The following is a 17,115-nucleotide window of genomic DNA, read 5'->3' on the forward strand; positions in this document are numbered from 1 at the left end:
GTCGACCCACAAGACCCCGCTGGTCCACCAGCGGGGTCTTTTCTTTGCGCCACCAGTGATCTACCCGGCGTGACAAAACGCTGGCCGCCGAGGGGTTGCCATTCGCGGTGAGGTGTTGCAGTGTCGAGCAAAGGACCAATCCGTGGAGGTGCCCATGTCCTTGAACCACTCACCGGAGATGCAGACGAAGCTGATCGCGAGGGTCCCTGCCATTACGGGACGCGAACTCCCAGAGTGGTTCCAAGCCATTGACAACGGTCCATCGTTCCTCAGATGCGACGAGCGAGCTCATTGGCTCGCCGAGGAACACGGGCTCACTCACGGCTACGCCGCAGCCATCGTCCTCGAGCACGAGCGGCACCGCCGTAACCGGATGGGGTTCATCTAAAACCCCACACGCCCCGACGCGCCCGTGCCGTGGAAACGGCCCGGGCGCGCATCATGGGTGAATGGATCTCGACAAGGCGCGCGACTTCCTGGCGCGCAACCATCACGCCGTCCTGCTCACCCACCACGCCGACGGGCGGTCCCAGATGTCGCCGGTGCTGGTCGGCGTCGACGAGGACGGCTACGCGGTCGTCAGCACCCGGGAGGGCGCGGCCAAGACCCGCAACGCGCGCAGGGACCCCCGGGTGGCCATCTGCGCGTTCACCGACGCCTTCTTCGGCGAGTGGATCCAGGTCGAGGGCACGGCCGAGGTCGTCTCGCTGCCCGCGGCCATGGACCACCTGATCGCCTACTACCGGGGCGTCGCCGGCGAGCACGCCGACTGGGCCGAGTACCGCGCGGCCATGGAGAGGGAACGCCGCGTGGTGCTGCGGATCGCGCTCAACCGGGCCGGCCCCGACCACCACGCCTGAGCAGGTACTCCCTGCCGTCGTCGGTGTACTCGCCCGGCCAGCCCACGGCCCACAGGTCCTTCGTGCCGGGAATCGCGGCCACGGCCGTGATCGTGCCGTGGCCGGCGCGCTCGGCGGTCCAGCCCCTGCCGTCGAAGCGCAGGAAGACGGGGACGTCCGGCCGGTCGCGATCCCGCGCCGCGACCCACACGTCGTCGGGGCCGAACGCGGTGACGCCGGTCAGCTCGGCGTTCATCGGCGGCAGGGCCACCTGCTTCCAGGCGCGCCCGTCCCAGTGGAGGGCCAGGGGAAGGGCCGGAGAGTCGGTCTCGGCCAGCACACCGGAGACCCACTCACCACAGGGGCGGCCGGGGATCCGCTCCACCTGGGCATTCTCGACGATCTTCCCCACGGCCCACACGTCCGTCGGGGTGATCTGCACGACGGAGGTCAGCGTGCCGCCGGGGACGAGCGGCACGCGCATGGCCTCCCACTGTCCGTATCCTTCGCGGCCGGCCTTCCTGCTGTGCACGACCAGCGGGGTGACCTCCGCGCAGTCGCGGTGGGGTGCCGCGCCCACGATCCAGGCGTGTCCCGATCCGGAGGTGACCGCGTCGAGCACGCCCTCGGGGCTGAACTGGAGACGGAAGCGGTCGTGCCTGCCGGTGACGATGAACGGCGCGCCGTCCTCGCTCGCGCCGATCAGTACCGCCGTGTCGCCGTCCGTGGCGACGTCGTCGAAGGACTTGTCCTCGGAGATGCCGAACGGCCGCGTCCTGGTCCAGCGGCGCCCGTCCCAGTGGGCGACCGTGTCCCCCGCCGCGATCCAGAGATCGTCGGGGCCGCCGGCGTCGAGGCCGTCGTAGCCGCCGACAGCCGGCGTGCCGGGCAGTTTCGACCACGTGGTGCCGTTCCATCGCAGCACGACGGTGGAGCCGTCGCTGTCCTCGGCACCGTCCTCGTAGCCGAGCGCCCATGCCTGCCGCGGGCCCGTGGCCACCACGTCGACGAGCCCGGAAGCCGTCAGGAGCGGCAGCTTCTCGAACTCCTTCCACCGCGTGGAGAACGGCGGCGCCTGCGGCGTGCGGCTCGGGCCGGGGGAGAGGGAGGGGGTCGGCGCCGCGCTCGCGGGCGTGGCCGGGCCCGCCGACGGGCGTCCGTGATCGCCGCCGCCCGAGCAGGCGGCGAGCAGCGAGAGGCAGGCCACCGCGGCCGTCGCCCGATATGCGATCGTCATCGGTCGGATCATGGCGAAACCTCCTCCACGGCGCGCCGATTCCGCGAGATCCGCCCGGCCACCCGAGCGCCGTCGCCCCGCCCGGCCACGCGCGCCGGGTGACGCGTGTCCCTGGACGGACACCGGCCACGCGTGCTCGGTGACGCGTGTCCCCGGACGGACACCGGCCACGCGTGCTCGGTGACGCGTGTCCCCGGACGGAGGCCGGCCACGCGCCGAGGGTGGCGCGTGGCCGGGCTTGCCGTACGGGAGGGGTCAGGACAGGCGCTCGAGCACCATCGCCATGCCCTGGCCGCCGCCCACGCACATGGTCTCGAGGCCCAGGGTCTTGTCGTGGTGCTGCAGGCTGTTGATCAGCGTGGAGGTGATGCGGGCGCCCGTCATGCCGAACGGGTGCCCGACGGCGATGGCGCCGCCGTTGACGTTCAGCCGGCCGATGTCGATGCCGAGGTCGCGGTAGGACGGGATCACCTGCGCGGCGAACGCCTCGTTGATCTCGACCAGGTCGATGTCGGAGATCGACATCCCGGCGCGGGCGAGCGCCTGCTTGGAGGCCTCCACCGGGCCCAGGCCCATGATCTCGGGGGACAGGCCCGTCACGCCCGTGGAGACGATGCGGGCCAGCGGCGTGATGCCCAGCTCGGCGGCCTTGGTGTCGCTCATGACGATCACCGCGGCGGCGCCGTCGTTCAGCGGGCAGCAGTTGCCCGCGGTGACCGTGCCGTCGGGCCGGAAGACCGGCTTGAGCTGCGAGACGGCCTCGTAGGTGGTGCCGGCGCGGGGGCCGTCGTCCTTGCTGACCACCGTGCCGTCGGGCAGCGTGACGGGCGTGATGTCCTTCTGCCAGAAGCCGTCGGCCAGCGCCTTCTCCGCCAGGTTCTGCGAGCGGACGCCGAACTCGTCCTGGTCGGCCCGCGTGACGCCCTTCAGCTGGGCGAGGTTCTCGGCGGTCTGGCCCATCGCGATGTAGATGTCCGGCACCGTGCCGTCCTCGCGCGGGTCACGCCAGGTCTGGCCGCCCTCGGCGAACGTCGCGGTGCGGGCGCGGGCGCCGTCGAAGACCGGGTTCTGCGTGTCGGGCAGGGAGTCGGAGTTGCCCTTCGTGAAGCGGGAGACGGTCTCCACGCCCGCCGACACGAAGACGTCGCCCTCGCCCGCCTTGATGGCGTGGAAGGCCATCCTCGTCGTCTGCAGCGACGACGAGCAGTAGCGGGTGATCGTGGTGCCCGGCACGGTGTCCAGGCCCAGCATCACCGACACCACGCGGGCCATGTTGAAGCCCTGCTCACCGCCCGGCAGGCCGCAGCCGAGCATGATGTCGTCGATCGCGGTCGGGTCGAGCTGCGGCACCTTGGCGAGCGCGGCCTGGATCATCTGGACGGTCAGGTCGTCGGGACGGATCTCCTTCAACGACCCCTTGAAGGCGCGGCCGATCGGCGAACGCGCGGTGGCGACGATGACTGCCTCGGGCATGGGGCTCTCCTGGGTTCGTGTCAGCACTCCAACCGCGAGGTTACCCCTCAGTAGCCCGGATGCCACGACCTGGGGGCCGGAAAACAGAATGTTGTTTTGGGAAGGGGAAGGCCGGGCGGATCCTGGCGCCCGGCCCCCGCTCAGCCGTACATGCCCGGCGCGGCGGCGGTGTCGTCCTTGATGCCGTGCATGCCGCCCTTCTCGTCGCGCCAGAGCCGCCAGCCGTCGTGGCTGCCGGTGAACCAGTGGGGCGGCGCGCCCTCGCCGCTCACCCGCTTGCCGTTCGACAGGTCGAACTCGCAGACCGAGGCGATCGAGTAGAAGCCCGGCGCCTGCCCCTTCAACGGCAGCGGCTTGGGGTCGGTGACGCAGAAGGACCAGCCGCGCTGCTCCTTCACCGGCAGCGGCTTGCCGCCGGCCAGGTCGAAGGCCGAACCGCCGCTGTCGTGCTTGAGGAAGCCGAGGTGCTCCATCTGTCCGGGGAAGGCCAGCCACCAGCCCGAGCCGGGCACCTGGTCGGCGGTGATCTGCCCCATGACGCGGCCCGTCTCGGCGTCGAGCCTGGCGAATCCGCCGTACTGGCCGTGCTGGTCGACGGGGCGGACCACCGGGGCGAAACCGGGGTTGCCGCTCGGGTAGACGCGCACGACCGACGGGCGCATCCAGTTGATCGTGCCGTCCGCGATCTTGATCGAGAACAGCCCGAACGTCGAGACCTTCTTCGTGCGCGAGTCGGTGTACGGCGCGACGTAGCCCACCAGGTTGTCGCCGGTCGCGCCGAACGCCCACCCGCCGGACATGTCGATGCCGGGCCCGAGCGCCTGCTCGATCGGCTGCTGCCACTGCAGCTTGCCGGACTTGAGCTCGTAGGACTCGATCATCGGGTCGCGGGCCAGGCGCAGGAAGACCACCCGGCCGGCGTCGGACCACTCCACCTCGGCGATGCCGGGCAGCTTCCACATCTGCTTGCCCGTGGCCGGGTCGAGCACGACCACCCTGGCCGCCTCGAGCGCGGTGTGCTCCGAGACGCACACGTAGGGGCCGCAGCGCTGCGGCCCGAACGTCGAGTGGATCGGCCTGGTCCACAACTGCTTGCCCGTGCGGGCGTCGCGGGCCACCAGGGTGGCGTTCCACCTGCCCTGCTTGACGGGGTCGAGCGCGACGACGACGCCGTCGACGATCGCGGGCGGCGGCACGCCCATGCCGGGCAGCCGGCCGGCCATCGTGGCCGGCTGGGCCCACAGCTTCCTGCCGGTGGTCAGGTCGAGCGCCACCGTCTCCAACGTGCCGTCGGGCCTCATGGAGGTGGCGGTGGCCACGCCCGCGGCGGTGACCATGCGGCTGACCACGTTGACGTCGGGGTTGTGCCAGGTCGGGAAGTCCGCCGTGGCGGCGTCGCTGCCGGAGCAGGCAGCCAGCGCCACGGTGCCGACGAGGGCGAGAGCCGGTTTCGCGAAGGGCCGGAGCACCGTTATTCCACTCCAATAGGGGCGAGGAGTGACGGCTCAGCCAGGGAGGGTGTCGTCGGGGCGCCGGCGGAACAGCGTCACCCACCTCCCGTGGGGGCCCGTCGCCCGCCCGGCGACCCTGGTCGCGGTGACCTCGGTGCCTGACTCCTCCGCGGCCGTCGCCGCCGCAAGGTAGATCGGTTGCAGTCCTTCGCCACGCCTGGGTCGTGGCTCGGGCCACAACCCCAACGCAGCGCATACAGAAGGTAGCACCGCGTAAGCGGCCTGTGCGTAACCTCGGTCAGATGGATGGTATCGATCGGGTCCGAACATCTCTGTCGGGTTTGTGGCGAATTCCGGCCCCAGGATGTCGGCGAAGGCCACCGTCCTGCCGCCCGCCTCCACCACCGCCACCGTCTGCGCGGCGGCCAGCTGGCGGCTCCACCGCCGCGTCACCCACCGCAACGGCTGCGCGAGCGGCCGCACCGTGCCCAGGTCGGGGCAGGTGCCCACCACGACCTCGACGCCCGCCTCGCGCAGCCGCCGCACCGCCTTGGCCAGATGCCGTACGGCCGTCGCCGGCGGCGTCTGCGTGGTGACGTCGTTGGCGCCGACGAAGATGACCGCCACCTCGGGACGCGCTTTGAGCGCCCTGTCGACCTGGTCGCCGAGCTCGGCCGACGGCGCGCCCGACTGGCCGACGACGGTCAGCGCGACCGGGCGCTCGGCGACGGCGGCCAGGCCGTGCGCCAGCCGTACGCCGGGAGTGTCCTTGGGGTCGTCCATGCCCAGGCCGACCGAGGTGGAGTCGCCCAGCATCGCCAGCCGCAGGGGCACGCCGGGGAAGTCGCCGTAGACGCCGTCGGAGGCGGGACCCTCCGTGCCGTGCGGGCGGCCGATCACCTTCCTGGCGACCAGGCTCTCGGCGACGAGCAGGCCGTAGGCCGTCGCGCCGAGCGCCGTCAACCCGCCGCCGCCGAGGGCCGCCGCTGCCGCTATCCTGCGCGCGGTACGCGCCACCCCGGGAGTCCAGATCACCTCAGCGGCTCCTCTCGAGCTGTCGCGACGGTAGCGTTGTCCATGAGAAACGTGCTGGTATAACCGCTCGGGCGGCTCCCGCGCGATCCTCAGGGTCTGAAACCTAACCGAGGCTCCACCACCCCCTGGGAGCCGCGGCCATCCACAAGCTGATCAAGCTTCGGCAAAGAAGGTGAACACCTCAGTGCGCGTTTACGATTCCCTGATCGAGCTCATGGGGAACACTCCGCTCGTCAGGCTGCACAAGGTCTCCGCCGGCCTGCCCGCACAGGTGCTCGCCAAGGTCGAGTACTTCAATCCGGGCGGCTCGGTGAAGGACCGCATCGCGGTACGGATGATCGAGGCGGCCGAGGCGTCGGGGGCGCTGCGGCCCGGGGGCACGATCGTCGAGCCGACCTCGGGCAACACCGGCGTCGGCCTGGCCATCGTGGCCCAGAGGAAGGGCTACAAGTGCGTCTTCGTCGTGCCCGACAAGGTCGCGCAGGACAAGATCTCGGTGCTGCGGGCCTACGGCGCGGAGGTCGTGGTCTGCCCGACCGCCGTCGCGCCCGACCACCCCGAGTCCTACTACTCGGTCTCCGACCGGCTCGCGCGGGAGATCCCGAACGCGTGGAAGCCCGACCAGTACTCCAACGTCAACAACCCGGAGTCGCACTACCACTCGACGGGCCCCGAGCTGTGGGAGCAGACCGAGGGCAGGATCACGCATTTCGTGGCGGGCGTGGGCACAGGGGGCACCATCAGCGGCACGGGGCGCTACCTCAAGGAGGTCTCCGGCGGCCGGGTGAAGATCATCGGCGCGGACCCCGAGGGCTCGGTCTACTCCGGCGGTACGGGACGCCCGTACCTGGTCGAGGGCGTCGGCGAGGACATCTGGCCCGCGACCTACGACACGACGATCTGCGACTCGATCATCGCGGTGTCCGACAAGGACTCCTTCAACATGACCAGGCGTCTGGCCCGCGAGGAGGGGCTGCTGGTCGGTGGCTCCTGCGGCATGGCCACGGTGGCGGCGCTCCAGGTGGCGGCCCAGGCCGGGCCCGACGACGTGGTGGTCGTGCTGCTGCCTGACGGCGGCCGCGGCTACCTGTCGAAGATCTTCAACGACGACTGGATGGCCGACTACGGGTTCCTGACCACGGCGTCGGAGGACGGGCTGGTGCGTGACGTGCTGTCGCGCAAGAGCGGCACGATGCCGGAGTTCGTCCACGCGCACCCGCACGAGTCGGTGGGCACGGCGATCTCCATCATGCGGGAGTACTCGGTGTCGCAGCTGCCCGTCATGAAGGAGGAGCCGCCGGTCATGGCCGCCGAGGTGGTCGGCTCGATCGTGGAGCGCGACCTGCTGGAGGCGCTGTACCGGGGCAAGCTCGGCTCCGACGACCCGATCGCCGACCACATGTCGCAGCCGCTGCCGATGATCGGCGCGGGCGAGCCGGTCTCGCGGGCGGTCGAGGCGCTGGAGAAGGCGGACGCGGCGGTGGTGCTGGAGGACGGCAAGCCGTCCGGCCTGCTCACCCGCCAGGACCTGCTGGCCTTCCTCGCCAACCACTGACCGCCGGTCCCGAGGACCCCGGCCCGCGTGCCGCGCGGGCCGGGTCCTGCGCCGCGACGCGGCAGGCACCCCGGTCCCCGGTGGGGGCCGGGGTGCTTCGGGTCACGGGTCAGGGCTTCCTGATGGACTCGACCACCGAGCCGAGCCCCTCCGCGGCATGTCCGTCGGCGACCGCGCGGGCGAACAGGTCCCGCAGCGCCTCGGGCAGCGTCACGTCCAGCCCCGCGTCGGCGAACGCGTGCACCACGTGCTCCATCCCCACCGCCTGCATGTGCAGGTTGTTCTGCGCCCCCGGGTAGACCCGCTCCTCCATCTCGCCGGTCAGGATCTTCAGGTACCCCATCGGCCCGTCTCCAGCGATCCCGCCGAACGTCCCCTGGGCGTACGGCAGCAGCTGCGTCACCGGCAGTCCCGCGCTCTGCGCCAGCGCCCCCGCGTACATGTACGCCGTGAGCCCCGCCCAGAACATGAACAGCTGCGACTGGTAGAACAGCATCGCCAGCCCGGGGTCGGCCCCGACGTAGGTCACGTCGCTCAGCGCCTTCAACGTCTCCTCGTGGGCCGTGAGCGCCTCGGACGGCCCGCTGTAGAAGGTGTACGCGCCGGGCTGCCCGATCCCCGGAGGCGGGGTCATGATGCCGCCGGTGACGAGCACGCCTCCCCTGCCCGCCACCCACCCCGCGGCCTCGCGCAGCCTGGCCGGAGCGTCGGAGCTCAGGTTGACCAGCACCTTGCCGGTCAGGTCGACGCCGTCGAGGCTGTCGTACATCGCCTGGTAGTCCACCTGGCTGATCACCATCAGCTCGCCGGCCTCGGCGGGGGAGGCCGCCTCGTGCGCGCCCAGCGCGACCAGGGCCCCGGCCTTGCCCGGCGTCCTGTTCCACACCGTCACCCGGTGGCCCGCCTTCAGGAACGTCTCGGCCATCGCGGAGCCCATCGCGCCGAGGCCGATCACAGTCACATGCGTCGTCATGCCCCCACCCTCGGCCCCGGCCCTACGGGAAACCTTCTGGTTAGCTACGGGTCATGCGTTTCGGAGTGCTGGGACCGCTGGCCGTGTGGGCCGACGACGGGAGCCTCGTGCGGGTGCCCGAGGCGAAGGTCCGCGCGCTGCTGGCCGACCTGCTGGTGCACGAGGGCCGTCCGGTCCCCATGGACAGGCTGATCGACGACCTGTGGGGAGCGCGCCCCTCCGGCAACCCGGTCGGAACGCTGCAGGCGAGGGTGTCGCAGCTGCGCCGGGCGCTCGGCGGCCCGCGAACGGTCGTGCGCGAGCCCGCGGGCTACCGCCTGGCCGGGGCCGAGGTCGACGCCGCCGAGTTCGCGGCGCTGCTGGCGCGGGCGAGGCAGGGCACGCCGCAGGAGCGGGCCCGCCTGCTGGCCGACGCGCTGGCGCTGTGGCGGGGCCCCGCCTACGCCGACCACGCCGACGCGCCGTTCGTCACGGCGGCCGCCGCGCGGCTCGAGGAGGCGCGCCTGACGGCGCTCGAGGACCAGGCCGAGGTACGGCTGGCGCTGGGCGAGCCGGTGGAGCTCGGCGCGCTGGTCGAACGCCACCCGCTGAGGGAGCGGCTGCGCGGGCTGCACCTGCGGGCGCTGTACCGGGCGGGGCGGCAGAGCGACGCGCTGGAGAGCTACACGGAGCTGCGGACCCACCTGGCCGACGAGCTCGGCGTCGACCCCGGCAGGGAGCTCGCGGCGCTGTACGAGGCGATCCTGCGTCACGACCCCTCGCTGGACGGGCCGGTCACGGGCGCTGTCCGCCTGTCCGGAGGCGGCATGCCCGCGCCGCTGACCGAGCTGATCGGCAGGGAGGCGGCGGTCGAGGAGGTGCGCGCCCTGCTCGACGCCGGCCGCCTGGTCACGCTCACCGGCCCTGGCGGCGTGGGCAAGACCCGGCTCGCCCTGGAGAGCGCGGCGGGGGTGGAGGGCGCGCTGCTGGTCGAGCTGGCCGCGACGACCGATCCCGTCCAGGCGGTGATCGAGACGCTGGGCGTCCGCGACGACGGCCCCGCCGCGGGCCCGGTCGAGCGTCTGGTCAGCGCGCTGCGCGACCGGCGGCTGCTGCTCGTCATGGACAACTGCGAGCACGTCGTCGACAGCACCGCCGACCTGGTCTCCACGCTGCTCAGGGCGGCCGGCGGGCTGCGCGTGCTGGCGACGAGCAGGGAGCCGCTGGCCGTCCAGGGGGAGCGGGTGTGGCCGGTGCCGCCGCTGGAGACCGCCCAGGGGGTACGGCTGTTCGCGGCGCGGGCCGTGGCCGCCGATCCCGCCTTCTCGCTCGACGAGGACGACGCCCGGACCGTGGCCACCATCGTGGAGCGCCTCGACGGGCTCCCGCTGGCGGTGGAGCTGGCGGCGACGAGGGTGCGCGCGCTCGGCGTGCGGGAGCTGGCCGCCAGGCTCGACGACCGTTTCAGGGTGCTGGGCGCGCGCCGGAGAGACGCGCCCGGCAGGCAGCGGACGTTGCGCGCGGTCATCGACTGGAGCTGGGAGCTGCTGTCCGAGGCCGAGCGGGTGGTGCTGCGGCGGCTGGCCGTGCACGCGGACGGGTGCCTGCTGGCGGCGGCCGAGCAGGTGTGCGCCGAGCCGGGGGTGGACGTCGTCGCGACGCTCGCCCAGCTGGTCGACAGGTCGCTGGTGAGCCCCGGCCCGCGCTACCGGCTGCTGGAGACGGTCCGGGCCTATGGCCTCGAACGGCTGGCGGAGGCAGGCGAGAGCGCCACGCTGAAGGAGCGGCACGCGGCCTACTACACCGCCCTCGCCGAACGGGCCGACCTGCGCGGGGCCGAGCAGGGCCGGTGGCTGCGCGCGCTCGACGCCGAGGGCGCCAACCTGCGCGCGGCGCTGGAGAGCGAGAGTCACGCGCTGCGGCTGGTGAACGCGCTGGGCTGGTACTGGTTCCTGCGCGGCAGGCGGGGCGAGGCGAGCAGGGCGATCGAGCGGGCGCTGTCGTCCGGCGGTGGCGAGGCGAGCGAGCGGGCGCTGGCCGCGGTGTGGCAGGCGGGGATGACGCTGTCGACCGGTGACGACGCAGGCGCCGTGCCGTACGGGGGGCTGGACCGCGCCGGGGCCGCCTTCGCCGACTGGTTCCTCAGCTACGTGAGATGGGCCTACGGCGACCACCCCGCGCACGAGGCCAGGGTGGAGCGGGCGCTGGCCGCCTACTGCGAGCTGGGCGACCGCTGGGGCGTCGCGGCGGCGCTGGACGTGCGGGCCAAACTGGCGCTCGTCCGCGGCGACCTGGCCGCGATGGAGGCGGACGGCGAGACCAGCCTGGCGATCTTCCAGGAGGTCGGGGACGGCTGGGGCCGGAGCGAGGCGATGGAGACGCTCGGCCTGCTCGCCGAGATCCGCGGCGACTACGCGGAGTCGGCCAGGTGGCGCGGCGAGGGGCTGCGGCTGGCCGAGGAACTGGGGCTGGAGTCGGCCTACCGCCTGTCGGTGCTGGGCAGGACCGCGCTGCTGACGGGCGACTACGCGCTGGCCGACGACTACCACGAGCGAGCGCGCAGGCTCGCCGTCGAGCAGTCGTACAAGTCGGCCGAGGAGCACGCGGTGCTCGGCCTCGGGCTGGGCGCGCGGCGGCAGGGACGGCTGGAGGAGGCCGAGGCGCTGCTGCGTCCCTGGCTGGCCTGGCTGCGGCAGGTGGACGGGCAGCCGGGGCGCGCGCTGATCCTGGCCGAGCTCGGCTTCGCCGCCGAGCAGCGCGGCGACACGGCGACCGCGCTGGCGCTGCACCGCGAGGGCTACGCCGCCGCGCGGGCCAGCGGCGACCCGAGGGCCGTGGCGCTGGCCCTGGAGGGCCTGGCCGGCGCGCTGCCCGGCCGCGACGCGGCCAGGTTCCTCGGGACGGCGGCCGCGATCAGGGAGTCGGTCGGCGCGCCGCTCCCGCCCGCCGAGCGCGGCGACGTCACGCGGATCTCCGCCAGGGCGCGCGCCGAGCTGGGCGAACGGGCCTACGCCGAGGCATGGGCGCTAGGGCAGCGGGAACTCGGCACGCACCTCCCACGCGCCCTCGGCCGTGGGCCCGGCCACCAGCCGGCCGCCCAGCGCCTCGACCCGCTCGGCCATGCCGACCAGTCCGAATCCGCCGCCCAGCCGTGAGATGCGGGGATCGGTGGCCGAGCCGTAGTTGCGCACGCGCAGCACCACCACACGCTCGTAGCGCCGCAGGTCCGCCTCGACCCAGCCGGTGCCGGGAGCGTGGCGGCGGACGTTGGTGAGCGACTCCTGCAGCACCCGGTGCAGCGTCGTCATCACCTCCGGCGGCAGCGTGGCGTCGTCGATGCCCTGCCCGATCTCGAAGGCGACCTGGGGGCCGCTGGCGGCGAAACGCTCGGTCAGCAGGCGCAGGTCGGCCAGCGAGGTGCCGGGCGTGCGGGCCGCCTCGTCCTGCGCGCGCAGCACGCCGACCAGCCGGCGCATCGAGGTGAGCGCGTCGGCCCCCGCGTGGGCGATGGCGTCGAGGGCGGGCACGACCGCCTCCGGCTTGTTCTCGGCCACCGTACGGGCCGCCTGCGCCTGGACGACGATGCCGGTGATGTGGTGGGCGACCAGGTCGTGCAGTTCCCTGGCCAGCTCCAGGCGTTCGGCCCGCCGTACCGCGTGGATGGCCTCGGTGCGGCGCTCCTGCATGAAGCGCAGGTAGCCGCCGACGCCGGCGGCCGTCGCCCAGCCGATGAACAGCAGGAACGAGAAGGCGAGACCGGCGCTCCGGTAGTCGCGCATGCCGCCCTCGGCCATGAGGACGGCCATCGCGACCAGCGACAGCACCGCCGCCCGCGGCACCGGCTCCACGTGTCGCAGGATCCCGATGGTGAGGATGAGCAGCGCGCCGCTCTCGGCCATGCCGGGGAAACCGGCGAAGTCCGTGACACCGAACAGCAGGGAGACCGCCAGCGAGCACGCCATGAGGACGACGAAGCCCTCGACCCGGTAGCGCCTGCGCAACACCACCGCGGCGATGCCGACCGCGCCGCACCCGGGCACCAGGTGCTGCGGGCCGCCCGCGCTGAACGAGGCCACCACGTCGACCATCAGCAGCAGGCCCAGCCAGCCGATCATCGCGATCTCGCTCAGCCGTCTGACCCAGTAGACGAAACGTTTGTTGTCCCCCACGGCACTCGAGCCTAGGCCGGAAGTCGGACCACCCATATCAACCATTCGGCCGAGGGCCCGGCCCGCGGACCAATCCTTCAGCGGAGGCGGCGGCAACCCCCGGCGGCCGATGCTTGAAGCGTCGAAGGGATGAGGGACATGGTGGTAATCGGATTCCTGATGCTGGCTCTCGGGCTCGGCGTGGTGCTGCTGCTCGCGCTGGCCGACCCGGTCCTGCTGTCGAGGATCAACGGCGAGCCCGCCGAGGGCGGCAGCGGCCGCCACATCGAGGCCGACATCGTCCGGCTGCCGCGGCGCTTCCAGGAGCGCGGCGAGGCCGAGGCGGCCTGACGGACACCCCCCTGTGCTCGTCACGGGTGGGCGGTTGGGGGACAAGCCGCCCGTGACGTCGGTGAGGCCCGTGATCGGTTGGGGGACGGATCACGGGCCTCACAGGTTTAGCGTGGTGGGTATGAGCCACGGATTTGAGACTCTGGCCATTCATGCTGGCCAGGAGCCCGACCCGACGACCGGCGCGGTCGTGCCGCCGATCTATGCCACGTCCACCTACAAGCAGGACGGCGTGGGCGGCCTTCGGGGCGGATATGAGTACAGCCGCTCGGCCAACCCGACGCGGACGGCGCTGGAGGAGGCGCTGGCGGCGGTCGAGGGTGGGGCCAGGGGACTGGCGTTCGCCTCCGGCCTGGCGGCCGAGGACACACTGCTGCGCACGGTGTGCAAGCCCAACGACCACGTCGTCATCCCGAACGACGCCTACGGCGGCACCTACCGCCTGTTCGCCAAGGTGCACCAGCGCTGGGACCTGCGCTACGACCCGGTGCCGCTGGGCGACCTCGACGCCGTCGCCGCGGCCATGACGCAGAAGACCAGGATCATCTGGGTCGAGACCCCGACCAACCCGCTGCTCGGCATCGCCGACATCGCCGCGCTCGCGCAGCTGGCGCACGACAACGACGCGCTGCTCGTGGTGGACAACACCTTCGCCTCGCCGTACCTGCAGCAGCCGCTGTCCCTGGGCGCCGACGTGGTGGTGCACTCGACGACGAAGTACGTCGGCGGCCACTCCGACGTGGTCGGCGGCGCGCTGGTCTCGGCGTCCGCGTCGCTGGGCGACGAGCTCGCCTACCACCAGAACGCCATCGGCGGGGTGGCGGGGCCGTTCGACGCGTGGCTGACGCTGCGCGGGCTCAAGACGCTCGGGGTGCGGATGGACCGTCACTGCGACAACGCCGAGCGCGTGGTCGACCTGCTGCTCGCGCACCCGCGCGTCACCCAGGTGCTCTACCCGGGCCTCGACGAGCACCCGGGGCACGAGGTGGCGGCCAAGCAGATGAAGCGTTTCGGCGGCATGGTGTCGTTCAGGGTGGCCGGCGGCGAGCAGGAGGCCGTCGAGATCTGCAACCGGACGAAGCTGTTCACCCTGGGCGAGTCGCTGGGCGGCGTGGAGTCGCTCATCGAGCACCCGGGCAGGATGACGCACGCCTCGGCGGCGGGCTCCCCGCTGGAGGTGCCGTCCGACCTGGTGCGGCTGTCGGTCGGCATCGAGACGGTCGACGACCTGCTGGCCGACCTGACCGAGGCGCTGGGCTAGGCGCCGGGGACGACCATCAGGAACAGGACGACCACGTAGATCAGCGCGATCACGCCGCCGAGCGCGGCGATCCTGCCATTCTCGACCTTCGCGTCGTCGTCCGGGCTCTCGGTGGAGAAGACCCGGACCGCGGCGCGAAGGTCGCGGTCGATGATGAACAGCAGGACGAGGGCGACGAGGAACAGCGTCATCGACGCCGACATGTACCACTGGCCGATGACGCCGAGGCGGATCGCGAGCCAGATGCCGAAGACGAGCACGCCGAGCGAGCCGATGCCGTAGATCCGGGTCATCCGCTGCAGGACCTGCAGGACGGAGGCGTTCTTGGCCCGGATCGCGCGCGGCGCGGCCATGACCACCGCCGTGAGAGGACCGACGGTGAAGATGGCGAATGCGATGTGCAGCAAGAGCAACGTGCTATCCATGGGGCTGACCTTAGCCGCCCGGCGATCTCACCGGGAAACACTCTCTTCCTGGGGATCGTCCTGGTGGTGAGGGCAGCTCATGCACAGCTCGAAGGCCGCGACGGCCACGACCATCACGGCGATGATCACGATCATGGCGAGCATGGCTTCCTCCTTCCCGGAATATCGTCCGTAATGACTAGACGTCGTGGCAATGGAATAAGTTCAGCGCCGGTATGGTTGGTTGTCTGTTTCCCAGGGCACAAGGGGGTGCCGTCGTGGCCGTGAGGCACGTCGAGCCGTACTCGGACGAGTGGGTACGCCAGCCGTTCTCCTATGTCACCCAGGTCGTCGGCGTGCTCGGCGCCGAGGTGGGCGACTGGTGGGAGGGTCCGTGCGACCCGCGCGACGCGACCGTGCGCCTGACCGACGGTTCTGCCCTGGTGTGGGACGAGGAGAGCGGCTGGCGGCTCGGCCGGTTCGTCTCCGGCAGCCGCGGCGCGCACAGCGAGCTCGAAGAGGTGCGCTATCTCGGCCACGGGCTGCTGCCGCGACCGGAACGGGTGCAGGGCGCGCTGGCCGACGCCCGCGCCGGGGTCGGCGCGAGCTCGGCCTGGCGGCCCAGCTACCGTTCGCACCGCAACTGCCGCGACGGGTTCGACGTCGCGCTCAGCTACTACTGCTCCTTGCTCAACGCCTGATCTCGCCCGTCGCAGGTCGGGCAGTCGAAGGGCGCGTGCTGCGCGTTGGTGGCGTACCTGCATCCCGTGTGATCGACGGTGAGCCTGAGAATCCGTCTGGTGCCCGCGTCTAGCGGGCCTGGCGGTGTTCCGGTCGCCGAGCTCCTGCCGTCCTCGTGGTGTATGCCGATGACCACGACGATGAAGATGCCCGCCGCCCCGCTCGCAATGATCAGCGCCAGGATGACGGCTGCTTCCATCAAGAGAGGCCTCCCCTCGGTGTGGGGTGGAATTCGGGGGCGCGGTCCCGGGTGATGCGGCCTCGTTGCCGCGTCCGTTCTCGCGGGGAATCCTGGGTGTAGGATTCAGTTTGGTGAAACCAGTCATACCAATGATTGGTCTCACTCAAACCATCGGAACTCAAAGAGGAGCGATCCGGTGCCCGTCCCGAAGTACCAGCAGCTTGCCGACCGTCTGCGCAAGGCCATCGAGGACGGGCGGTGGGGTCCGGGTGACCAGATCCCGACCGAGGTCGAGCTGAAGGAGTCGTCCGGATTCTCGATCAACACCGTGCGCGAGGCCATCCGGCAGCTGGTGAACCAGGAGCTGCTGGAGAAGCGCCAGGGCGAGGGCACCTTCGTCCGCCGCGCACCCGACACCTTCCCCGTGGTGCTGTCCGACGAGGAGGGCAGGCGCGCGGCCCACCTGCCGGGCGACGCCTACGTCTCCTCCGTCCTGCTGCGCGGCCGCCGTCCCGAGGTGGGCAGGCCGCACGTCGACGTGGTCGACGCCCGCGCCGACGTGGCGGCCAGGCTCGACATCCCGGTCGGCGCCAAGGTCGTCACCAGGGTGCAGCGGCGGTTCGTGGACGGCGTGCCGTGGTCGGTGCAGACCTCCTACTACCCGATGGACATCGCCGACGGCACCGACCTCATCAGGCCCGGCGACATCACCCGGGGCACGATCAAGCTGCTCGAAGACCTCGGGCACCCTCAGGTCGGCTACACCGACGAGCTGACCGCCCGCATGTCCTACGCCGACGAGAGCGCGTTCTTCGGCGTCACCGGCGCGGGAGTGTCCGTGCAGGTCCTCTGGCGCACGGCCTTCGACCCCACGCGCCCGATCAGGCTGACCGTGACCGTCTACCCGGCCGACCGCAACCGTCTCGTCTACCACATCGGGTCCGTCCCGGCGAAGTACCGGGACGGGAGCTCGTGATCCACCCGCGTAGGGCCACGCCGGACGACTTCCCGGCGATCATCGGACTGATCGACAACGCCGCGGCGTGGCTCGCGGGCAAGGACACCGACCAGTGGCAGCGCCCGTGGCCCGACCGGGCGGCCAGGGACGCCAGGGTCCGCGGCGGCATCGCGGATGGGATCACCTGGGTCGAGGAGCGTGACGGGAGGCTCGCGGCCACCGTCACCCTCACCACGACGGTGCAGCGGGAGCTGTGGGCCCACCACGACCCTGACGCCGACGCGCTCTACCTGCACCGGCTGGTCGTCCATCGGGACTTCGCGGGGCGGGGCCTCGGCGCGGAGATCATCGACTGGGCGGCCGCGCGCGGCCCTGGGCTGCTGCGCATCGACGTGTGGCGGACCAACGAGGCGCTGCACAAGTACTACCTGCGGCAGGGCTTCGAGTTCGTCGGGATCTCGCCGCTGCCCGGCTATCCCTCGGCGGCCCTCTTCCAGCGGAAGTTGGTTACATTAGGGTAAAGCCTCCC

At 72.0% G+C, this 17,115-nt stretch carries 16 protein-coding genes and 1 pseudogene; 9 read left to right on the top strand and 8 right to left on the bottom strand.

Annotated elements, in window-relative coordinates:
- The first annotated feature begins 178 nt into the window (after nucleotides 1–178).
- Nucleotides 179–388, top strand: coding sequence for a DUF4287 domain-containing protein (locus ACWENQ_RS21310; RefSeq protein ID WP_452415928.1), 210 nt, complete (start codon nucleotides 179–181; stop codon nucleotides 386–388).
- A 61-nt stretch (nucleotides 389–449) separates the two neighbouring features.
- Nucleotides 450–860 carry a PPOX class F420-dependent oxidoreductase gene (locus ACWENQ_RS21315; RefSeq protein ID WP_354905573.1) on the top strand — a complete coding sequence of 137 codons (411 nt, stop codon included), beginning with the start codon at nucleotides 450–452 and terminating at the stop codon, nucleotides 858–860.
- On the opposite strand, the gene ACWENQ_RS21320 is transcribed toward ACWENQ_RS21315, so the two are convergent.
- From ACWENQ_RS21320 to ACWENQ_RS21335, 4 genes are all read right to left on the bottom strand, one after another.
- Nucleotides 829–2,076 carry a hypothetical protein gene (locus ACWENQ_RS21320; RefSeq protein WP_452415762.1) on the bottom strand — a complete coding sequence of 416 codons (1,248 nt, stop codon included), beginning with the start codon at nucleotides 2,074–2,076 and terminating at the stop codon, nucleotides 829–831. The two genes, ACWENQ_RS21315 and ACWENQ_RS21320, sit on opposite strands and share 32 nt — an antisense overlap.
- 255 nt (nucleotides 2,077–2,331) lie before the next feature.
- Nucleotides 2,332–3,549, bottom strand: a complete 1,218-nt coding sequence (locus tag ACWENQ_RS21325; protein WP_452415764.1) for an acetyl-CoA C-acetyltransferase — start codon at nucleotides 3,547–3,549, stop codon at nucleotides 2,332–2,334.
- 140 nt (nucleotides 3,550–3,689) lie between these two features.
- Nucleotides 3,690–5,018, bottom strand: a complete 1,329-nt coding sequence (locus ACWENQ_RS21330; RefSeq protein ID WP_452415766.1) for an outer membrane protein assembly factor BamB family protein — start codon at nucleotides 5,016–5,018, stop codon at nucleotides 3,690–3,692.
- A 36-nt stretch (nucleotides 5,019–5,054) separates the two neighbouring features.
- Nucleotides 5,055–6,035 carry an SGNH/GDSL hydrolase family protein gene (locus tag ACWENQ_RS21335; protein WP_449918033.1) on the bottom strand — a complete coding sequence of 327 codons (981 nt, stop codon included), beginning with the start codon at nucleotides 6,033–6,035 and terminating at the stop codon, nucleotides 5,055–5,057.
- A 184-nt stretch (nucleotides 6,036–6,219) separates the two neighbouring features.
- Here ACWENQ_RS21335 and ACWENQ_RS21340 point away from each other — a divergent pair, with 184 nt between their 5' ends.
- Entirely contained in the window at nucleotides 6,220–7,590 is a 1,371-nt protein-coding gene (locus tag ACWENQ_RS21340; protein ID WP_354905587.1) for a cystathionine beta-synthase, read from the top strand.
- 109 nt (nucleotides 7,591–7,699) lie between these two features.
- Here ACWENQ_RS21340 and ACWENQ_RS21345 read toward each other — a convergent pair whose 3' ends face one another.
- Entirely contained in the window at nucleotides 7,700–8,563 is an 864-nt protein-coding gene (locus tag ACWENQ_RS21345; RefSeq protein WP_452415768.1) for an NAD(P)-dependent oxidoreductase, read from the bottom strand.
- A 53-nt stretch (nucleotides 8,564–8,616) separates the two neighbouring features.
- Between ACWENQ_RS21345 and ACWENQ_RS21350 the strand changes: the two genes are divergently transcribed.
- The gene (locus ACWENQ_RS21350) at nucleotides 8,617–11,697 is read left to right on the top strand and encodes a BTAD domain-containing putative transcriptional regulator (protein WP_452415770.1); all 3,081 of its coding nucleotides are present in this window, start codon (nucleotides 8,617–8,619) and stop codon (nucleotides 11,695–11,697) included.
- Here the strand turns inward: ACWENQ_RS21350 and ACWENQ_RS21355 are convergent.
- Nucleotides 11,635–12,756, bottom strand: a pseudogene (locus ACWENQ_RS21355) (sensor histidine kinase); the annotation flags it as partial. The gene ACWENQ_RS21350 and the pseudogene ACWENQ_RS21355 overlap by 63 nt on opposite strands.
- Before the next feature lie 93 nt (nucleotides 12,757–12,849).
- Between ACWENQ_RS21355 and ACWENQ_RS21360 the strand changes: the two are divergent.
- A complete protein-coding gene (locus ACWENQ_RS21360; protein ID WP_354905594.1) occupies nucleotides 12,850–13,041 on the top strand; it encodes a hypothetical protein in 192 nt (63 codons plus the stop codon).
- A gap of 121 nt (nucleotides 13,042–13,162) precedes the next feature.
- Nucleotides 13,163–14,302, top strand: coding sequence for a cystathionine gamma-synthase (locus ACWENQ_RS21365; protein WP_354905596.1), 1,140 nt, complete (start codon nucleotides 13,163–13,165; stop codon nucleotides 14,300–14,302).
- Here ACWENQ_RS21365 and ACWENQ_RS21370 read toward each other — a convergent pair.
- The gene (locus tag ACWENQ_RS21370; protein ID WP_354905599.1) at nucleotides 14,299–14,727 is read right to left on the bottom strand and encodes a hypothetical protein; all 429 of its coding nucleotides are present in this window, start codon (nucleotides 14,725–14,727) and stop codon (nucleotides 14,299–14,301) included. The genes ACWENQ_RS21365 and ACWENQ_RS21370 overlap by 4 nt on opposite strands.
- Nucleotides 14,728–14,984: 257 nt before the next feature.
- Here ACWENQ_RS21370 and ACWENQ_RS21375 point away from each other — a divergent pair, with 257 nt between their 5' ends.
- Entirely contained in the window at nucleotides 14,985–15,407 is a 423-nt protein-coding gene (locus ACWENQ_RS21375; RefSeq protein WP_449918023.1) for a DUF6292 family protein, read from the top strand.
- Here ACWENQ_RS21375 and ACWENQ_RS21380 read toward each other — a convergent pair.
- On the bottom strand, nucleotides 15,383–15,646 hold the full coding sequence (locus tag ACWENQ_RS21380; RefSeq protein WP_354905603.1) for a hypothetical protein: 264 nt from the start codon (nucleotides 15,644–15,646) through the stop codon (nucleotides 15,383–15,385). The two genes, ACWENQ_RS21375 and ACWENQ_RS21380, sit on opposite strands and share 25 nt — an antisense overlap.
- Nucleotides 15,647–15,824: 178 nt before the next feature.
- Between ACWENQ_RS21380 and ACWENQ_RS21385 the strand changes: the two genes are divergently transcribed.
- Both ACWENQ_RS21385 and ACWENQ_RS21390 read left to right on the top strand, forming a co-directional pair.
- Nucleotides 15,825–16,604: a GntR family transcriptional regulator gene (locus ACWENQ_RS21385; protein ID WP_449918020.1), complete on the top strand. Its 780-nt coding sequence runs from the start codon at nucleotides 15,825–15,827 to the stop codon at nucleotides 16,602–16,604.
- A complete protein-coding gene (locus ACWENQ_RS21390; protein WP_452415771.1) occupies nucleotides 16,601–17,107 on the top strand; it encodes a GNAT family N-acetyltransferase in 507 nt (168 codons plus the stop codon). Before ACWENQ_RS21385 ends, ACWENQ_RS21390 begins: the two co-directional genes overlap by 4 nt.
- The last annotated feature ends 8 nt before the right edge of the window (nucleotides 17,108–17,115 follow it).

It is taken from the genome of Nonomuraea sp. NPDC004354 (genome assembly GCF_053602555.1).